The following is an 18,551-nucleotide window of genomic DNA, read 5'->3' as shown; positions in this document are numbered from 1 at the left end:
TTTATTTAATAAGTCACTTTTCAAATCTCCAATGCGCCCCACCAGCTTAAGGGATTTCTTCCCTGATCGCTATGCAAGAAGGCTCGAGTCTTCGCAATCGATTGCGGAAATTTTCGAATTAGTTAGGGATGCGGTGGAGGAGAGGGAGGGAGTTAGGCGCTATGGTCTAATGCTTGGTTTGGCGGTCATGAAGGGAGATGAGGACCGCATGCCGGGTGGCCTGCATCCTTTGGCATCGAACATGATCCTCCTCAACAAAGCAGCGCTTAGCCGGGTTCAGTCGCTGAGACCAGAGTTGCTAAAGTCATTCATTTTTCACGTCCTGCTCTATGAGTATTTACACACCCTTGGCGTTGGGCTGGAGGAGGATTTGCGTAATAGGGCCTTGGAGATCTCTACCCATCTTTTTGGAAAGGACCATCCGGTTACAATACTCGCCTCCGGCATGAGCAAACTCTTACCTTTCATCGTTTACGCTGAACGAGCTCAACTACCGGCAGGGACTAAAATCGAATCGGTTGCGGAAAAAACTGACCTAGATTTCACTTATTAAGAATGAATTGAAAAAGTGTGATTCCGTCCTCTCCTCTCTTAACGATAGGTCTAGTCACCTATTTTAAAAGAAAATTTCAGACACTCTTTTTCCTCACACCTCTTAACTGTGCTTCACATCAAGTGGCCTGAATGGCATTGACGCATTCATTATCTTGATATGCGTTGGACATTTTGAATTAATTAAACATGAATTTGCGACGCATCATCGGGAGGTGGCAGGCTCCTGTGTCATAGTAGCAAAGGCCACATTGCCAGATTTCTTGGTGATCTTGACACGGACCCTCGCCCCTTTGATCGTACCGGGAACATAGATTATGACGTCTCCACGTCTAGCTATGCCATCCCCTTTCTTACCTACATCTTCAATCATGACCTCGTATATCTGGCCTTCAACCACGGCGTTAAGCTCTTCTTTCTTGGCCGCCACCTTACGCACATTGACAGGTCGATGCGCCCCGCAAGCCTCGCACTCCAGGATCAGCACTCGGTCCTCCTTGTTGATTCTAGTATCTGGCCTGCCGCACTCAGAGCAGAGGACGAAAGTCTCCGTATAGGACATGATACGGTCCATTATCTGTTGAGGTAGCAGCTTAGCCTTTAATATCAGCCTCTGGCCCTCTACATGACCCGGAGTTCCGAGCTCTCGCAGTAAATACTGAACGATATGCTCCTCATCTCGACGTAGAGCATCGACGATATCCCCGAAGTTGCGAATCACTGTCGTCTTCCCTTCTTGGAATATATCCGGCTCGGGCACAGTGAACCGCTCGTGCTTCTCAATCTTCTCAGGCAACTTTTGCTTAGCCCGCTCCAGCAAAGAAAGATATTCGTCATCGGTCATGGCATCGTCATTCGCTTGGTAGCATGACATCACTTATAAACATTGCTTTAGGAGAAGCTCTTAGGTCTTGTACTTCCTATACAAGGCAGCCCTGACCAGGCCTAAGTGCAACGGTGAGGGCTTTCCTGGCCGGGACTTGAATTCAGGATGGAATTGCGATGCTAAGAAATAGGGGTGACTTTTGAGCTCTCCAATCTCCATCTTCAATCCATCTGGAGCCTTGCCAGAGAAATGCCACCCCACCTTTTCAAAAGCATCGATATACTTAGGGTTGACCTCAAACCTATGGCGGTGTCTCTCCATAACCAGATTCTTGCCATATAGCTCATGAGCGCGGCTGCCCTCCTGAATCACAACAGGTTGAGCCCCTAAGCGCATGGTGGCTCCCTTCCGCTTCACATCTCTCTGCTCTGGTAGAAGATCTATCACAGGGTACTTCGTATCTGGGTCAATCTCTGTGGTGTTGGCCCCCTCCATGTCTAAAAGATGGCGCGCGATCTCCACCGTGGCCATCTGGAAACCAAGGCAGACGCCTAGGAAGGGGACTTGATTCTCTCGCGCATATTGGGCGGCCATGATCTTCCCTTCGATTCCACGGCTTCCGAATCCCCCTGGAATCAAAATCCCATCCGCATTCATTAAATCAGGCACGATTCCTTTGCTCTGGATAATCTCCGAGTCAACGAAGAATATCTCCACTTTTGTATCAAGCTCAGCCCCAGCATGATGGAATGCTTCTAGATGCGAGATATATGAATCAGCCAGGTGAGTATACTTCCCTACGCAAGCGATCTTTACGCTCCTTGTGGGATTAATCACTCTGGATAGGAAGTCCCTCCATTCTGCAAGGTCCTTGCCACTATCGGGCAGTTTAAGCCTTCTCAATATGAAATCTGTCAATCCCTGCTCTTCCAAAATGAGTGGGACTTCGTATATGGAACGAGCATCAGGTGCTGAGATGACTGCCTCCAAAGGAACATCGCAGAACAAAGAGATCTTGCGCTTAATCCCATATTCCAATGGCTCCTTGGCCCTGGCCACAATGACATCTGGTTGTATTCCTATGGCTCTGAGCTCCTTCACCGAATGCTGAGTTGGTTTGGTTTTCTGCTCTCCCACCGTTCCTAATATAGGGACTAGGGTTGTATGCACGAACATGCAGTTCTCTCCCTTCCCCAGTTCGGTATTCATCTGGCGAACGGCTTCCAGGAAGGGCATGGATTCGATGTCTCCTACCGTCCCTCCCAGCTCCACGATGCAGACATCAGCACCAGTAGCATCAGCCACCGATTTTATCATGCATTTTATCTCATTCGTGATATGAGGGATGATCTGGACGGTCTTTCCTAGATACTCACCCAAACGCTCTTTCTCAATCACGGAACGGTATACCTTTCCAGTGGTGATGTTATGAGAACTGGTCAACGAGATATCAAGGAATCTCTCATAATTACCCAGATCCAGATCTACTTCCCCACCATCATCCAGCACGAAAACTTCTCCGTGTTCGAAAGGATTCATGGTACCCGCGTCGACGTTGAGATAGGGGTCGATCTTGATGGCTGTTACTTTTAGGCCTCGAGATTTGAGCAGGCGTCCGATTGAGGAAGATGTGATACCTTTACCTAGGCCTGATATAACTCCTCCCGTGACAAAAATATATTTCATTTGCGCCACGGGAGTGGGAGATTAGGTAGTGTCTATTTATTATTTCGTTCTCCAGAAGGGGCATGGAGGCCTAAAAAATAGTTACCTAAAATCAATAATGTAAATATCATTCTCGTTACAAAATAAATATGCTGATGACGCTCGATGCATTTTGGTGCTTGGTGTGCTGCCTAGGAATTGGTGGGGAAAGGCACTGAGCCTATCCCCTTGCGTATTTTTCGTAGGAGGTGATCCATCTGCAGGTTCCCCTACAGATACCTTGTTACGACTTAACCCTCCTTGCTAAATCTCAGTTCGAAAGCCCCAATCAGAGACCTCCTTACTGAGACCCAACTCGGGTGGTTTGACGGGCGGTGTGTGCAAGGAGCAGGGGCATATTCACCGCTTGATGTTGACAAGCGATTACTACGGAATCCAGCTTCATGTGGGTGAGTTACAACCCACAATCCGAACTACGATTGGGTTTCGGGATTGCCTTCACCTCTCGATGTCGGAGCCCATTGTCCCAACCTTTGTAGCGCGCGTGTAGCCCAGGAGATTCGGGGCATACGGACCTACCGTTGACCTCTCCTTCCTCTGACTTAGCGCCAGCGGTTCCATTAATGTGCGCCCTCTCCGGAGAGAGGGTTGGCAATTAATGGTGAGGGTCTCGTTCGTTATCTCACTTAAGAGAACGCCTTACGGTACGAACTGACGACGGCCATGCACCACCTCTCGAAAAATCAGGCAAGGTCATCAGCCTGGCCTTCATGTAATCGTCGCTCCTGGTGAGTTGTCCGGCGTTGAATCCAATTGAACCGCACGCTCCTCCCGTTGCGGTGCTCCCCCGCCAATTCCTTTAAGTTTCATCCTTGCGGACGTACTCCCCAAGCAGCAGGCTTAACAACTTCTCTCCGGCACTGGGCGCCCACAAAGGACCCCCAACACCAAGCCCGCAGCGTTTACACCCTGGACTACCGGGGTATCTAATCCCGTTTGCGCCCCAGGGCTTCGTCCCTCACCGTCGAATTCGTTCTAGTCAGACGCCTTCGCCACCGGTGGTCCTTCCAGGATTACAGGATTTTACCCCTACCCCAGAAGTACCTCTGACCTCTCCCGATCCCAAGTCTCACAGTCTCCTCGGACTTCGGACAGTTAAGCTGGCCGATTTACCCAAGGATTTATGAGACCGGCTACGGACGTTTTAGGCTCAATAATATCGACCACCACTCGGGCCGCGGGTATTACCGCGGCGGCTGGCACCCGTCTTACCCGGCCCTTACTTCTCCTGTTTTTTAGACAGGAGAACAGCCAACGCAAAGCGCTGGCACTTGGTATTCCCTCATCGGGATTGCTCCCATTGTGAAGTTTTCGCGACTGCTGCGCCCCGTAGGGCCTGGACTCATGTCTCAGAGTCCATCTGTGGGCTCCCTCTCTCAAGGCCCATACTCGTCATAGGCTAGTGGGTCCGTTACACCCACTACAACCTGATAAGCCGCAGACCAATCCTGGGGCACCGGAGTTTTCAGCCCAGAAGCATTCCAGCATCCTAGACCTATGGGGTATTATCCTCAGTTTCCCGAGATTATCCCCCACCCCAGGGCATGTTATCCGCGTGTTACTCAGCGGTCCGCCGAGACCTTTCGTCTCTCGACTCGCATGTCTTAATCGAATACCAATAGCGGTGGCCGCCGGCAGGATCAACCGGAATCGATCCTGTGAAACATCTACTTGAAATGTCTCAAGGATGTATCTTTTTGAAATTGGCAGTACAACCAAGTTTCACCAGCGATACCACTTCTCGCGATATCTTGATGCATCGAGCGTCAGAAGCAAGAGTACACGTCCTCACGAACGGAGATCTTGCCTCTCCATCTTTGTACATGGTCTTGGAATCTAGGCACATCATTGATGGCACAATGCCTTCCTCAGCACCCATACGCAGACCATGTCTGAAGGTAGTATCCCCTTAACCTCGGTCCTATATATAACCGTTTCGAGGGGCCATTTTTGCATCATCATCTCTCAAATGATGCTATTATTTCTTTACATCATCATCGTATTTGAGGATTTCGAACTCACAATGTCGATGATTCATTTTGTATGTGTTCAGAATGCAGCATCGTACATATATGTACATAGGAAAATATGATACTTCGAAAAGTCCGAAGTAATTTTCAATAGGCTATCAAAAAGCTAGTGCTAATTTTAATTCAACCTCCTAATCTGAATCAAGTTCGTAGGATTATTTCTATATTTTAATAATAATTTATGATTGAGAAATCTGTTGATGTGTAATGCCTGTACATATCTTAGCGGTAACACCTAAATCGATTTGGTACAAGGTAAGCGAGAAGAAAACCTTTAAAAGAGTAGGCCACTTTCCTGAGGCCATAAGCGGAGGTGGCCCAGCCAGGCAAGGCGTTGGATTGCTAATCCAATGCTCGAAAGAGCTCGGGGGTTCAAATCCCCCCCTTCGCGCTCTAATTTCCTATAAATATTAGTTTTTTTAGGTACTTTTTAATTGAATTCCCACTGATCTTACGATTGTTTGCCTGTGACAGGATCTCATTCTGGCTTCATTTACATATTTCAAAGCCTCAGTGTTCTCGTCAATTCATCTTAATCTTTACGTAGGTGATAAGATTCGCCTCTTAAATCGCCTAAAATAAAAATTCCGAAATTGGGTTAAAATAGAAATATCTATGTAGCGTCATAGGCAATCATATGATAATTAAACATAGAGACATTAGGTAGCGCCAAAGTATATGTGATAATGGATTTAGATAGCTGTTCATGATAAGCGAGGAGCATTTGCATACGGGAAGTTAATAAATTATTTTATCGAATAAATTCAGAAATACGTAGTCGAATTTCCCGTTGGCTATTCCGATGATAAATCCATAATCGAGCTGACATTCGCTAAGAACATGTTAATTTTTTAGGATGATCGATTCTGTGACTATCTGCTTCAGCACCCGATATAGCAGACAAATTCATTCCAAAACTCATGAAATACAAATTTGTCGAGAGTTGACTTGTTATCATGAGATTCAAGCATTCCGTAATTTATGACAGGTGAGTAACGCGAAACGTCGTCTCATGGCTAAAACTTTACTGAATCCTTATTCATATTGACGTGTATCAGAAGAATGAATCTTCAAAAGAATAAAAAAATGATTTACCAGTGGCTCGGTTCAAAACTTGCTCATAGAAATATTGTATGAGGCGTCTAACTCAGACCGAAGACATGTCCCATCCTTTTTTTGTTTTATTGTCTCAGCTTGTTGTGAAAAATTTTTTGCTTAAGGATTTAAATAGAAATCTATATAAAAATCATTTAATTATATCTTGTGATTTTTGGCAAATTATGACAAATCCTCATCTCACCTTTTTTTGGCAATCTTATAAGAAATAGGGTAATTTGGTCAAGTTCTGTTTTTATATCAACCTCATCCAAGAACGCGGTTTCATAATCGTGATATAAAAAAACTAAAATGAAGGAATGTTGGGCATAACAAGCATCTTTTAGTTTATAAGCATCGTTAAGAATATGACACATGAAATTGGTACGCTCCTTTCCTTTTCCTCTTGGATATTCAAATTCGATTCCATAATTTATTCCATCTGGACCAACGATAATAAGATCGATTCGTCCCTTTCTGCCTTTATTGTCCCTATATAATTTTCCGGCCTTTCTCTTGAATCTTGATAGCGTCTGTCTTTCATGGATCACTGCTCTCTGACGAGATGATACTCTGGGGGTAGAAGACACTTTAATCGCCCAAGAAAATATCCAGAAATCTCAGCCTCTGATGTGAAAGCTCGCTCGTTCGATTGGATGCCAATTTCATCAATAATTTTCACAATTAATTTTTCAAAATCCATATATCAGGATATTTTCAACTTTCAATTTATTAAATTTTTCTATTTATTTGTAATCGATTTATTCTTCTTCTATTTAATAATATGAAGTTCAAATAATTATTTTTAATAAAATATATATTATTATACTAATTAATAGTACTTTTCCACCAAAAGAAATCTCTGCCCTATAATTCAATCACATGATAATTCCCAGTCCGTTCCACTGTAAGTCGATTGAAGAAGAGGTAAAGAAAGGGTCATTAACCATCCAACCTTGATTGATTACTTAATGTCAGAACCGAGTCGGTGGAAAAGTGGATTCTGGATCGGAATAGGTACGATTTCTCTCGCCATCGGAATTATGGGCATCATTATACCGTTGCTCCCCACAACTCCTTTCCTTCTTTTCGCGGCCTTTTGCTATTCTCGGGGATCCAGAAAACTTCATACTTTGATTCTACGGCACAAATATTTGGGGGCTTACATAAGAGCTTATGAAAAAGGCGAGGGAATCAGCTATTCCGTCAAGGCGACCAGCTTGTTATTGCTTTGGGGGGCAATGTCCATAACCATTGTCTTCTTCATCGATGAAGTTATTATAATGATCTTAATCGTCCTGATTGGTCTAGCTATCTCTGCACATATTCTCCTCTTGAGGGCAAACTAAGAAGTCAAAGTCAAGATCGTTTCAGTTTAAATTTAATCGTATTTAAAAATTAGGGAATAACAAAAAATATGTATTCAAATGGTAAAATTAGTATTTCAGTTTTTTATAATAGCGAGTGTTTATGGGCCAAGTGATGGTATTGGTTTAAGGATAATATATTTTTTTATTTATAATAATTTTAATTTATTTAAAATATTATATTATCAAAAATCATTTTAATATTTAAAAAGCTTAAATTAGATACAAAAATTGGATTTGAAGAAGTTATAATAAACTTTAATATAGGAATGCTCACCTAGTTTTTATGCCAATTTAGTCGAAATGTCGTAAAACCATTTTGAAGGAGGGTATATTTGGACATTAAAGTAATCGGCGCTGGCTTCGGAGGTCTTTCTGCAGCCGCGCTATTGGCCAAAGAAGGGCATAAGGTTCAGGTATTTGAGAAGAACGAGATGGTGGGAGGCAGGGCCTCATATCATAGTGATAAAGGCTTCACTTTTGACATGGGGCCATCTTGGTATCTTATGCCAGATGTGTTCGAAAGGTTCTATGCGAATTTCAAGAAGAAGCCTGAGGATTTGTTCTATCTCTATCGGTTAGATCCATCATATCGTATTTTCTTTGATGGAGGAAAAGTAATCGATATTCATGCCGAGCTGGAGAAGAATTTCAAACTTTTCGATGAGTTGGAGACAAACGGTGCTGATAAGCTCCGTAGATATCTGGCTTCAGCCAAGGAGATCTATGAGCTCGCCGTAAGGGATCTCTTATATCGAGACTATCGGCGTTTCACCGACCTGCTAGACACGAAGCTCATAACCCAAGGACGGAAAGTCCCGGTCTTCAAGTCCTTAGAGTCATTCGTGAACGAGCATTTTCAAAGTGATGAGGCGCGAAAGATAGTCGAATACAGTATCGGATTCTTAGGAGGGAGCCCCAAGAACACACCCGCTCTCTATCATATAATGTCTCATATAGATTTCAATCTCGGTGTTTGGTATCCGGCCGGGGGAATGCGTAAGGTCGCATCCACCGTGGCAGACTTGGCTCAAAGTTTTGGAGCGGAGATTCGCCTCAATGAAGAAGTGGAAAGAATTAATGTTAAGGACAGAAAGGTCGAGGGGATCACCACAATAAGGGATACATATCGTACAGATTCTGTGGTGGTGAACGCGGATTATGCCCATTCGGAATTGAAAATGCTCAAGCCAGAGTATCGTACTTATGATGAGAGATATTGGGAGAAAAGGACCCTGGCTCCATCGGCATTCGTAGCCTATGTAGGGGTGGACACACAATTCAAGGAATTGGCACATCACACACTCTTCCTTGAGAAGGATTGGGCGGAAGGGTTCGATGTAATCTTCGACAAATCTAAAGCGGCCTGGCCTGAGAACCCTTCCTATTATGTAAATGTGCCATCTCGAACAGATCTAACGGCAGCCCCTAAAGGTTGCGATGCCTTATTTATTCTCGTTCCTTTATCATCTTATATTGATGACACCGAAGCCTTAAGGGATAAATTCTATTTGAAAATCCTTAAGCGGTTGGGGAGCACGATAGGAGACGACATAATAGGCCACGTGGTCACCAAGAGGATCTTTTGCATCAAGGATTTCGCTGCTCGGTATAATGCTTTCAAGGGAACCGCTTTAGGATTGACCCATACCATTCGGCAAACGGCTTTATTCCGGCCATCCCACTCCTCGAAGAAGGTAAAGAATCTATTCTACACTGGCCAATATTGTCATCCGGGAATAGGAGTTCCTATGACGTTGATATCCTCCACCATCGTGGCCAATGAGATAGCCCAGTCCTTAGGGAGGAAATAGCATGGTCGAGCAGGAACTTCATGCCATATTCAAGAAAGGCTCGAAGACTTATTTCTACAGCACTATGTTCTTCCCTCGTGAGGTGAAGGATGACATCTTTCGTCTATATTCATTCGTGAGGGTGGCGGATGATCTGGTCGATGTCATTCCGCAGAATAGAGCTGGTTTCTTAGAATTTTGCGAAAGGTATAGGCGTGCCCTGAAGGGAGAGCCGGCAAATGATCTGGTGATCGATTCATTCGTGGATCTATCGCTTAGGAAAGGGTTTGAGGCAGAGTGGGCAGAGGCGTTCTTGCGCTCCATGGAAATGGACTTGCATGTGAGAAGCTACCGCACACTGGATGACCTCAAGGTGTATCTCTACGGGAGTGCTGAGGTCATAGGCCTCTTCATGTCTCGCATAATGGGGCTGACCAAAGCTGCGGATCATTACGCTCGAATGCTAGGCCGAGCTATGCAGTATATCAATTTCATAAGAGACATAAATGAGGACCTGACATTGGGCCGACAATATTTTCCCGAGGAATCTCTCCAAGAGTTCGGCCTACCGTCGCTAAAAGAAGAGCATGCTCGCGCCGATCCCAAAGCCTTCCGCCGCTTCATCCGCGCCCAGCTTTGCCAATATTGCAAGTGGCAGGGGGAGGCTTTGCGCGGCTTTCACTTCATACCTTGGAAATATAGGCTGCCAATAATGACCGCCTCCGACATGTACAACTTCACTGCCATGAGAATAATGAGAGATCCGTTTGTGGTTTACCGTAAGAAGGTGAAGCCCTCCATTCCAAGAATCATGACTGGATATGCTTTAAATCGACTCTCTAGGCCACAACATGGCCAGGAGATAAGCTGCATAGCAGATTGAGGTCTGGGATGCCTTCGCTCGAGGCGCTTAGGTTCGCTTTCAAGGTCTCCCGATTCCGTTTCTGGATCTATACTGGAGGAACGTACGTAGTTGGCTTTGCACTAGGGGCATCCTCTTTAGAAATTTTCTTCAACCCCTGGTATTATGCATATTTGTTCTATTTCTTCTTCCCTGCCAACCTTTTCATCTATGGCGTTAACGATTTATGGGATGAGGAAACGGATAGAAGGAATCCTAAAAAAGATGTCAAAGAGGTTCGATTGGACATAAGCCATAGACGTTCATTGATAATCATCGTTCTTACAGTATTGGTTTTATCGCTCATTCTCATGCTCTTTCAGGACTGGATGGAAAGATTGTTGATGAGCTCTTTTCTATTGCTCTCCTATTTCTATTCAGCGCCCCCCCTCAGATTCAAAGGGGTACCTTTCCTTGACTCCGCCTCTAATTTCTTATACATCATGCCGGGGATTTTCGGATATTACTTGGCCTCAGAGGAGCTACCTTCGCTCTTGATAATGCTCGGGGGCTTTGCTCATGTGTACGCCATGCATCTGTTCTCAGCCATTCCTGACATCAAGTATGATAAAGAGGCGGGAATCCGCACAGGCGCGGTTCTCTTGGGGGAGCGAAGATCTTTGGCCCTTTGCGCCATATGGTGGTCTATATTGGCCGCCATAGTCATCTTCTTAGCTCAATTCCATCCCCTCTCGTTCTTATCATTGACCTATCCTGCGTTTCCCGTGGCTCTTTTGGTCTTTAAAGATTTGAAGATAGAACGCGCTTATTGGCTCCTCCCCTATGTCAACACTCTTCTTGGTGGCCTACTCTGGATAAGCCTGGTTTGGCCATTGATTTTTTGAGCCAATCAAGCTATGAGGGAAACTTACCCTAAGTTAGAAGGCTCGATGCTGGAAAATTAGGCATCTACTGTAGCGAGGATATGGAACTTATGATAGAATGAGCACCATCTAAGGCACAATTCACCGAATCTCATTAAACTAAGTCAAGTTAGAAAAGGTGGAATCTATTTATCCAATGAAATTATAGATTATAAATTGTTCTCAATCCAATATTAATTATAAGTCTGCGCCTCTTATTGTCAAAGGGAGAACATTAATCTTGATATTTATGTGTGGAGCAACCAAGGGGGCGGTTCGTGAAGGAAAGTAGGAAAGAATCATTCATTGATTTGAAACATCAGCAGATATTCGAAATCGAGGTCGATGACCTAAAGTATCTAATGCTGCCCCCTGAAAAAGATCCCTATTCGTCACGCCCAATGGACTTTCTGGGGCAATCGGTTATGGAACGGATGCTGAACAACTTCAGAACGGATCGTTTCTGGATGAGGTCTAGATTAACATTGGTCCTAAGAATGCCATCGAATAAGGTAACCGAGGACACCGAGAGCCAGGTGAAGGAGATGCTTCATAGGTACTCTGAAAAATTGATTCGGGACAACAAGAACCGGCTACGTCGCATCCGTAGAAAGGGATTGCGCATGATACCTTATTCATTACTCATCCTGATTCTTTGCACCAGTCTGGGAATTCTTTTCTCTTCGGATCAATTGATAGAAAGCAATAGGATAATTTGGAGAGCCATTAGTGAAGGCTTCTATATCATCGGTTGGGTGGCCCTTTGGGGGCCGATTGACACTCTTCTTTTTGAGCCGGTTGATATCAAGAAGCAGATAGAGCTTCTTAAAAAGCTGGAGGATATGGAGATCAAAATAGTATTTCAATGATCGCCCCATGAATGCATATTGTTTAAGGGGAACTGTGCTAGCGCCCTATCGCTCTTCCCTGCTGCCTCATGAATTGCATCAGATAATATATGTCCCCAGACCCTCTTCCCGTAGAACCGCTCCCCTTCCACCCTCCAAATGAATGCGTTCCGATGATGGCCCCGTTCGTCGCGCCTCTGATGCCGTTGACAAAGACCATTCCACTTTGGATATTATCAAGGAAATAATCCACTTCCTTTTTATCTTCGCTATAAATGCCAGCGGTGAGACCATAGGGCACAGCATTGGCCCGCCTCACGGCATCTTCTAACGACCGATATTCTTGCACGCAAAGGAAGGGCAGGAAAAGCTCCGTCTTAACTAGATCGTGAGAATCATTCAGCCCCGCTACCACGGTGGGCTCGACATACCATCCTTTGGACAACGACCCCTCCACCCGCCTATGTCCTCCCGTCAATATTTTCCCATCTTTTACAGCCTGAGAGACCGCATGCTCGAATTTCCTTAAAGCCTCCTCGTTTATCAAGGGCCCCGTTCGGGCATGTCGCAGGCGCGGGTCGTCAACCTTGAACGATTCTGTCTCCCTAATGAGCATCTCAACAAAACTATCGAATATAGTGGAATGGATATATGCGCGCGAGCAGGCCACGCATTTCTGACCGCTATATCCAAACGCCGATGAGACCACACCACGTACTGCTTTTTGCAGATCCGCTTTGTCAGAAATTATCGCGGCATTCTTGCCTCCTAGTTCCAGGATGACTGGGATGGGGTATTCCCTATCAGAAATATGTTTGAGTATGGCATAGCCTACATCCTTGGAGCCTGTGAATACCACGCCTTGGATTTGCTCGTGCTTGATTAGCGTTTCCCCCACTGTATTGCCAGGACCTGTAATCAAGTTCAATACTCCTTCGGGAACTCCTGCTCGAATAAGAACGTCGTATAATGCATGGCAGACCACTGGGTTTATGGAAGAGGGTTTGATGATGGCGGTGTTCCCGGTGAGCAAGGTTCCTACTATCATCGTCATGGATATGCCAAAGGGAAAATTGAAGGGGCATATCACAGCCCATGGACCATAAGGAAGGAACACATTACTAGCGTCCTCGTTAGCAGACGGGGAAGGCATTTGACGATTGTACCCATTGTTCCTTTCCATTTCGTGAGTGTAATATTCGATGTAATCCACCCCCATGTCCACCTCACCAATGGCCTCTCTTCGAACCTTCCCATTGGCCAAAGTTAAAAGTGCAGCGATTTTGAACTTCTCTTTACGGATGATATCCGCAGCTTTCCGCAAAATTCGAATTCTCTCTTTCAAATCGGTGCGTCTCCAATCGTTGAAGGCGCGCGCGGCCGCTTTCACAGCCTCTTCTACATCTTCGCATGTGCCTAGTGGAAATCTTCCCATCACAAGATCGATGTCGATTGGACTAAATGAATCAAAATATGAAATTGCTTCTCTTCTCTCCTCTCCAACGCGGTTGAAGAATTTAGTACGCTTGCAACGGATTTCTTCCAATAAAGTATCGACAGCATTCTCAAATTTCGCATGTAGCTCTTCTTCAGCATTTCGTGAGGCGAAGCTTCCCCAGGTGTTCTCATGAACGAAGGGCATTTTTTTCCACACCTGACCTGGAATCAGCTAGAGCGGTATATGAACGAAACCTTTTCTTCAACATCGCAGATAAAAAAATGGCAACCTAATGATGGCCAATCGCAAGATTTCAAAAATAAACCTTTGGGCATATCGATTAATTAGTTGCAAACATATACATTCAAACAAAATACAAGAAGCGTTGGTCTCTATTTTACCCTCTGCTTAGCTTAAAAACAATCGAAAAAGAGGTGACATTTTGGTCTGACCTCGAACGCTTCCCGTCCATCCATGGAATCTATTTGCATTAAATCCATTTACTGATAAGATGGATTTAAGATAGAGTTCCGCTTTTCCCTCCTCTTTAAGATTTCCTATTCCAGTTATCTGTTTGTCCTAACTGGTCAATCTCATTATTTTTTCGCTTTTTCTATGAATGAGCTCGGCAAGCATTGAAGATTTAAAATTGGCCGGTGGAAAATCGAAATTTGATTTGTGATTTTATAAAGGAGCAAATATAACTGATACATTAAATATCATCACTACGAAATATTAATTCGCTTCTCAATTGAAATTTCGCGCATAAATTTTAAAAATTTATCATGTTCTGAAAATGATCTATTTTGATTGAAAGAGTGAGCTGCATAATTAACCTTCGTTGAGTTAATCCATGATTTAAGTCTTAAGTTTCCTCATCAGAGCAAATCACTCATAATGCTAAATATCCTGAGTTATTTGGAGAATAGCGTGAAGGCTTGCGTCGAGACCTACGGTTGCACCATGAATCAGGGTGAGGGTCGTGACCTCCAGCGCCGCCTGGCTCAATTAGGCTATGAAATAGTCGGAGTGCCTGAGGATGCGGATATAGCAGTGATTAACACGTGCGTGGTGATTAAAGCGACAGAACTCAAGATATTGAAGCGATTGAGATACCTCGATAAACAAAAAAAGAAGCTAGTTATCACTGGCTGCATGGCTTCGGTGATGTCCGATGAGCTTTTCAAAGAATTTCCAAGAGCTTTGATTCTATCCCCAAGGAATTATGATAGCTTCGAAAATGAAATCATGACTAAGTTCGGAGATTTTCGCCATCAGGCGAAAAATTATGACGATCATCCCCTGACCGCTATCGTCCCTATTGCCCAAGGATGCTTGGGGAATTGTTCTTATTGTATTACTAAAAAAGCACGGGGAGGGTTGGACAGCCGACCTATGGAAATGATCGAAGAGGAAGTTCTCGCTGCAATCAAAGCAGGAAGCAAAGAGATCCTGCTCACAGCGCAGGACACCGCAAGTTATGGGCGTGATATCGGAACTGATCTGCCTGAGCTACTTCATCGCATCACCCGCATCCCAGGAGATTTTAAGGTTCGTGTGGGGATGATGAACCCTGATACCTTGCGCAGCATAATGAAACCTTTAATGCTGGCCTTCCATAACCCAAAAGTCTATAAGTTCTTACATCTCCCGGTGCAGACTGGATCTGACAGATTGCTAAGTCGAATGAATCGTAGATACAGCGTACGTGAATTCGAGCAGCAGGTATGGTTATTCCGCTCTGAAATATCAGGGTTGACTCTTTCCACGGATATCATCGTCGGATTTCCTGGTGAGACTGATGAGGATCATGCCGCTAGCATGGATTTGATGCGAAGGATCCGTCCCAACATCGTCAACATCACTAGATTCTCACCCCGGCCTGGTACCAGCGCAGCGGCGTTCAAAGAACAGGTGGTGAGCCGTATCGCCAAGGAGCGTTCGCGTCAGCTGGCTCGATTGCGCTTCCAGATCGCCAGCGAGGAGAACGCGTCCAAGATCGGCGAGAAACTTACGGCTGTGGCCGTGGAAGAAGGCAAGAACGGAACCACGATATTCAGAGATGACCGTTATATTCCCATAGTCGTAACGAATCGCCTACCACTTGGCTCAAAGTGCAATCTGCTCATAACGGGAAGCGCCCCTACTCACTTGTGGGGCAAGATCATAGATTGACACCTCATTCATCATGGCATGAAATAGGTCCGTGTTAAAAAATAGAAAATCGGGGACAAGGGCTCATTCCTTTTCTTTTCCCCTTTCATACTATTAATGCACCTAATCTTTAATACAGGATAGATAATCGAGGGTGCGCAGCCCCGTGGTGTAGTGGTCAATCATGCTGGCCTTTGGAGCCAGCGACGGCAGTTCGAATCTGCCCGGGGCTACCTCTCACCATTTCTCTCGATGGACGATCGCCTCCATTTTGAGACGAGGTGTCTTTCGTGGAGGCTCCAAAGGACGTCCCAATGGTAGAAGGACTACCGGTCTTACCTTCTCAGGAATACCAAGGAGCTTGGCCACTTGCAGTTCGTCGAATGCCCCTACCCAGCATGAACCGTATCCCTGGGAGGTCAAGAATAACATCATGTTTTCCACGCTGGCGGCCACATCCTGCAGACAATATAGATCCGTTCCTCTAGAACCATAATTCCTCACTCGTGCTAGGTTAGCGCAGCATACCACGACCACTGGGGCCTTCTCCACGAATTCCTGACCGAATGCCGCCTTGGCCAACTTCGCTTTCATATCCTTATCGCGAACCACTATGAAATCTCGGGACTGGAGATTGCCCGCAGAGGGGGCCAGGTTGCCCAATCTCAACATCTCCTCAATCAATCTTTCTGGTACATCTTCCTCGGTGAAAGCGCGCACGCTACATCTTTTCTCAATGGCCTCTACTAAATCCATCTATTCCCTCCCATTACTGATTTAGAATCTGTTCTGGTCCATAGATAAAACTTGTTCGCAGACGTTCGAGTGCGATACGAAAGGCATTTAACATAAAGTCGAATGTTCGTTCATGCAGTTGCGATGCAGGTTGGTTTTCGAGTACGAGACTGAGGACCATGCTAAGAACATCGCTCGATCCGTCTCATTGGACAACGGGAAATTCGCCGAGGCGGAAGTAAGAGGCCGGGAATTGATCATTGACGTCAAGTCGCACTCGGCACCATCAATGCTCAACACTTTAGAGGATCTTTTGTCATGTCTTAGGGTGGCGGAGCAAACGGTGAGAATCGGCTCAGGCCCTGACCCCCTCCCTAACCTTGACAGCTAGTCCTTTTTTCATCTGAAGCATCTCTTCAGCCACAAGCATGACTCGGCCGATCGCTACCAACCTATCCTCTTCATCCACAACTATTGCTTCATCCATTGGGATCAATTGCGGGTCGCAATCCTTCACGAATTGGCAGAAAACGTTCTTTCCTTCCCGGTTAAATGCGGCGCTGTCCCTATCCACCATTACCCTAAATCTAGGTGGCGCGAATCCTGCCAGAAGCCTTTTGGCACCGGCCGGGCGAAGGGTGAAAAAACCATCCGTGGCCCTCATCGAGAGGACATGTTCTCCATCAACAGACACATTTCTAATGCGGTCAGTGTTCTTGGACTTTGTCAGCTCTATCCGACCTTCCAGAAGAATGTCAGCAGCCCCTCTTCCGAATTGGTAATCGGCCACGGCGCGGACTCGAGCCAGGTCGAAGTCGATAGCCTTCCCTTTATCACCCAGAGAAGATACCATCTGCAGAGTGCTCTCCCCTTCATATAAAATCGAGAGCCCATATTGGTGCACATGAGAGAAGCGCTCCATCAGAAGGCGGATTCTATCATTCATTACTAGATCGGTTATTCGGGGGAAGACGGACTGAGAGATAGGATAGATCTCGTCCAGTTCTAATGGCACGGGGCCGAAGGGAGACATTATGAGGAAATGTATGTTGGATAGTTGCGATAGCTGAGTTATCTCTTGGGAATAGTGGCGCGAGTATGGCCTTTCCCCCTCTTCAAAAACGATGGCGATCTCGGCCTCAGCAGGTCTTTGGTATCGCTCGAAATATCTCTTCTCATATCGCAGAGCTGCTGGCCGATCCAAGGATTCTGGTCCGGTGTAAAAAAAGGCTCCCTCGCGGCTCAATGGCTCATATCTTTCCAGATAAGACTTGTACCGAGCTATTGTGCGCAACGCGTCCAGTAATGCTGGATGAGCTCGACAGCGCTGTTCCACCAACTCCCACAGTGAACCCTCCAGCAACGCCCTCTTGCATCTCTCAATCTCTTTTTTCGAAATGTAAAGGTTGTGAAGAGCTAGAACTTCCATTCTTTCATCTTCTGGCAACTCCATAAGCGAATCGATGGTATGATTTTGACAGGCAGGGCAGTTGCAATCCAGTCCCTTCATATCCTCTAGATGGTAAGTCCCCTCGGGGAACATCATGCGTCCGTCTTTGGCGAATTTGGCGTAGGAGGCGGAATCGAACATGTCGCACCCTAGTAGTATTGCCAGAGAGAATATCATGGGATGACCTGCACCGAAGAGATGCACTGGCCTGTCAGGTGATAGGCCCATTTTAGAGGCCACGATGATATCAATCAGTTCTGAGAAGCGATATCTTTCCATCAATGGCACTACTCCGCCTATGGGAAAGATGTCCACTGGTAAGCGGGACAAACCTTTGGCGCACGCGGTGCGCAAATCAGCAAAGGTGGATCCTTGCACCACCCCTGCCAGAAGCATTTTTCCTTTTATCTCGGCAGCTTCTGCGGTGCGCTCCAAGGTAGTCTTTACAGCCTGGGCCGCTCTATCATGACCCCATTCAGGCTCGGAAAAGATGTCCAGCACCGTGCCAATATCGCTGCCGACCTGCCTTTGAAAACTGACGATTTCCGCATTGCTCACCTCTACTTCTCCATACATGTGGCTTTGGAATGTACCGGAATCGGTCATGATGACCCCATCATAATCAAGCATGCTGTGGAGCCCCTCTGAAAGGGCTCTTTCTCTCATCGCAGGGTCATTACGTATGATGTATGAATTGGTGATCAGAGCGTTGAATCCCATTTCCTTAAGACGACGAGGAGATATCATCGTAAAGCGCGGGTTCACCACTGGCAG

15 protein-coding genes, 2 tRNA genes and 1 rRNA gene are annotated in these 18,551 nt (G+C 45.7%); 10 read left to right on the top strand and 8 right to left on the bottom strand.

Annotated features, from left to right (window positions below; genetic code table 11):
- The first annotated feature begins 31 nt into the window (after positions 1-31).
- Positions 32-553, top strand: coding sequence for a hypothetical protein (locus QW520_03950; GenBank protein MEM0448955.1), 522 nt, complete (start codon positions 32-34; stop codon positions 551-553).
- A 204-nt stretch (positions 554-757) separates the two neighbouring features.
- Here QW520_03950 and QW520_03945 read toward each other — a convergent pair whose 3' ends face one another.
- The 4 genes from QW520_03945 to QW520_03930 all read right to left on the bottom strand — a co-directional run bounded on the left by QW520_03945 (position 758) and on the right by QW520_03930 (position 4,982).
- Positions 758-1,426: a translation initiation factor IF-2 subunit beta gene (locus tag QW520_03945; GenBank protein ID MEM0448954.1), complete on the bottom strand. Its 669-nt coding sequence runs from the start codon at positions 1,424-1,426 to the stop codon at positions 758-760.
- A 30-nt stretch (positions 1,427-1,456) separates the two neighbouring features.
- Entirely contained in the window at positions 1,457-3,064 is a 1,608-nt protein-coding gene (pyrG, locus tag QW520_03940) for a CTP synthase (glutamine hydrolyzing) (protein ID MEM0448953.1), read from the bottom strand.
- A gap of 222 nt (positions 3,065-3,286) precedes the next feature.
- Positions 3,287-4,754: ribosomal RNA gene (locus QW520_03935) — 16S ribosomal RNA — on the bottom strand.
- A gap of 30 nt (positions 4,755-4,784) precedes the next feature.
- On the bottom strand, positions 4,785-4,982 hold the full coding sequence (locus QW520_03930) for a hypothetical protein (protein MEM0448952.1): 198 nt from the start codon (positions 4,980-4,982) through the stop codon (positions 4,785-4,787).
- Between the two features lie 458 nt (positions 4,983-5,440).
- Here QW520_03930 and QW520_03925 point away from each other — a divergent pair.
- Positions 5,441-5,524: transfer RNA gene (locus QW520_03925), tRNA-Ser, on the top strand.
- An 859-nt stretch (positions 5,525-6,383) separates the two neighbouring features.
- Here QW520_03925 and QW520_03920 read toward each other — a convergent pair.
- Positions 6,384-6,779: a hypothetical protein gene (locus tag QW520_03920; protein MEM0448951.1), complete on the bottom strand. Its 396-nt coding sequence runs from the start codon at positions 6,777-6,779 to the stop codon at positions 6,384-6,386.
- A gap of 420 nt (positions 6,780-7,199) precedes the next feature.
- On the opposite strand from QW520_03920, the gene QW520_03915 reads away from it, so the two are divergent.
- From QW520_03915 to QW520_03895, 5 genes are all read left to right on the top strand, one after another.
- Complete coding sequence (locus QW520_03915; protein MEM0448950.1) at positions 7,200-7,577, top strand: YbaN family protein; 378 nt, start codon at positions 7,200-7,202, stop codon at positions 7,575-7,577.
- 353 nt (positions 7,578-7,930) lie between these two features.
- Entirely contained in the window at positions 7,931-9,409 is a 1,479-nt protein-coding gene (gene crtI, locus QW520_03910; GenBank protein ID MEM0448949.1) for a phytoene desaturase family protein, read from the top strand.
- 1 nt (position 9,410) lies between these two features.
- A complete protein-coding gene (locus QW520_03905; GenBank protein ID MEM0448948.1) occupies positions 9,411-10,271 on the top strand; it encodes a phytoene/squalene synthase family protein in 861 nt (286 codons plus the stop codon).
- Between the two features lie 8 nt (positions 10,272-10,279).
- On the top strand, positions 10,280-11,134 hold the full coding sequence (locus tag QW520_03900) for a prenyltransferase (GenBank protein MEM0448947.1): 855 nt from the start codon (positions 10,280-10,282) through the stop codon (positions 11,132-11,134).
- Between the two features lie 296 nt (positions 11,135-11,430).
- Positions 11,431-12,021 carry a hypothetical protein gene (locus QW520_03895; GenBank protein MEM0448946.1) on the top strand — a complete coding sequence of 197 codons (591 nt, stop codon included), beginning with the start codon at positions 11,431-11,433 and terminating at the stop codon, positions 12,019-12,021.
- A 37-nt stretch (positions 12,022-12,058) separates the two neighbouring features.
- On the opposite strand, the gene QW520_03890 is transcribed toward QW520_03895, so the two are convergent.
- Positions 12,059-13,642: an aldehyde dehydrogenase family protein gene (locus tag QW520_03890; protein ID MEM0448945.1), complete on the bottom strand. Its 1,584-nt coding sequence runs from the start codon at positions 13,640-13,642 to the stop codon at positions 12,059-12,061.
- Positions 13,643-14,368: 726 nt separating this feature from the next.
- On the opposite strand from QW520_03890, the gene QW520_03885 reads away from it, so the two are divergent.
- Together QW520_03885 and QW520_03880 are read left to right on the top strand one after the other, a co-directional pair.
- Positions 14,369-15,613, top strand: a complete 1,245-nt coding sequence (locus tag QW520_03885; GenBank protein ID MEM0448944.1) for a tRNA (N(6)-L-threonylcarbamoyladenosine(37)-C(2))-methylthiotransferase — start codon at positions 14,369-14,371, stop codon at positions 15,611-15,613.
- 139 nt (positions 15,614-15,752) lie between these two features.
- Positions 15,753-15,825 (top strand) — tRNA-Gln (locus tag QW520_03880).
- A 4-nt stretch (positions 15,826-15,829) separates the two neighbouring features.
- Here QW520_03880 and QW520_03875 read toward each other — a convergent pair.
- Entirely contained in the window at positions 15,830-16,348 is a 519-nt protein-coding gene (locus tag QW520_03875) for a nitroreductase family protein (protein MEM0448943.1), read from the bottom strand.
- Positions 16,349-16,460: 112 nt separating this feature from the next.
- On the opposite strand from QW520_03875, the gene QW520_03870 reads away from it, so the two are divergent.
- Positions 16,461-16,718 carry a KEOPS complex subunit Pcc1 gene (locus QW520_03870; GenBank protein ID MEM0448942.1) on the top strand — a complete coding sequence of 86 codons (258 nt, stop codon included), beginning with the start codon at positions 16,461-16,463 and terminating at the stop codon, positions 16,716-16,718.
- On the opposite strand, the gene tgtA is transcribed toward QW520_03870, so the two are convergent.
- Positions 16,683-18,551: tRNA guanosine(15) transglycosylase TgtA (tgtA, locus tag QW520_03865; protein MEM0448941.1), on the bottom strand; the 1,869-nt coding region annotated here is incomplete at its 5' end. The two genes, QW520_03870 and tgtA, sit on opposite strands and share 36 nt — an antisense overlap.

The organism is Methanomassiliicoccales archaeon (assembly GCA_038740345.1).
In the GTDB taxonomy this organism is placed as follows: Archaea; Thermoplasmatota; Thermoplasmata; order Methanomassiliicoccales; family UBA472; genus JAJRAN01.
This window is presented reverse-complemented; position numbering and strand designations above follow the sequence as displayed.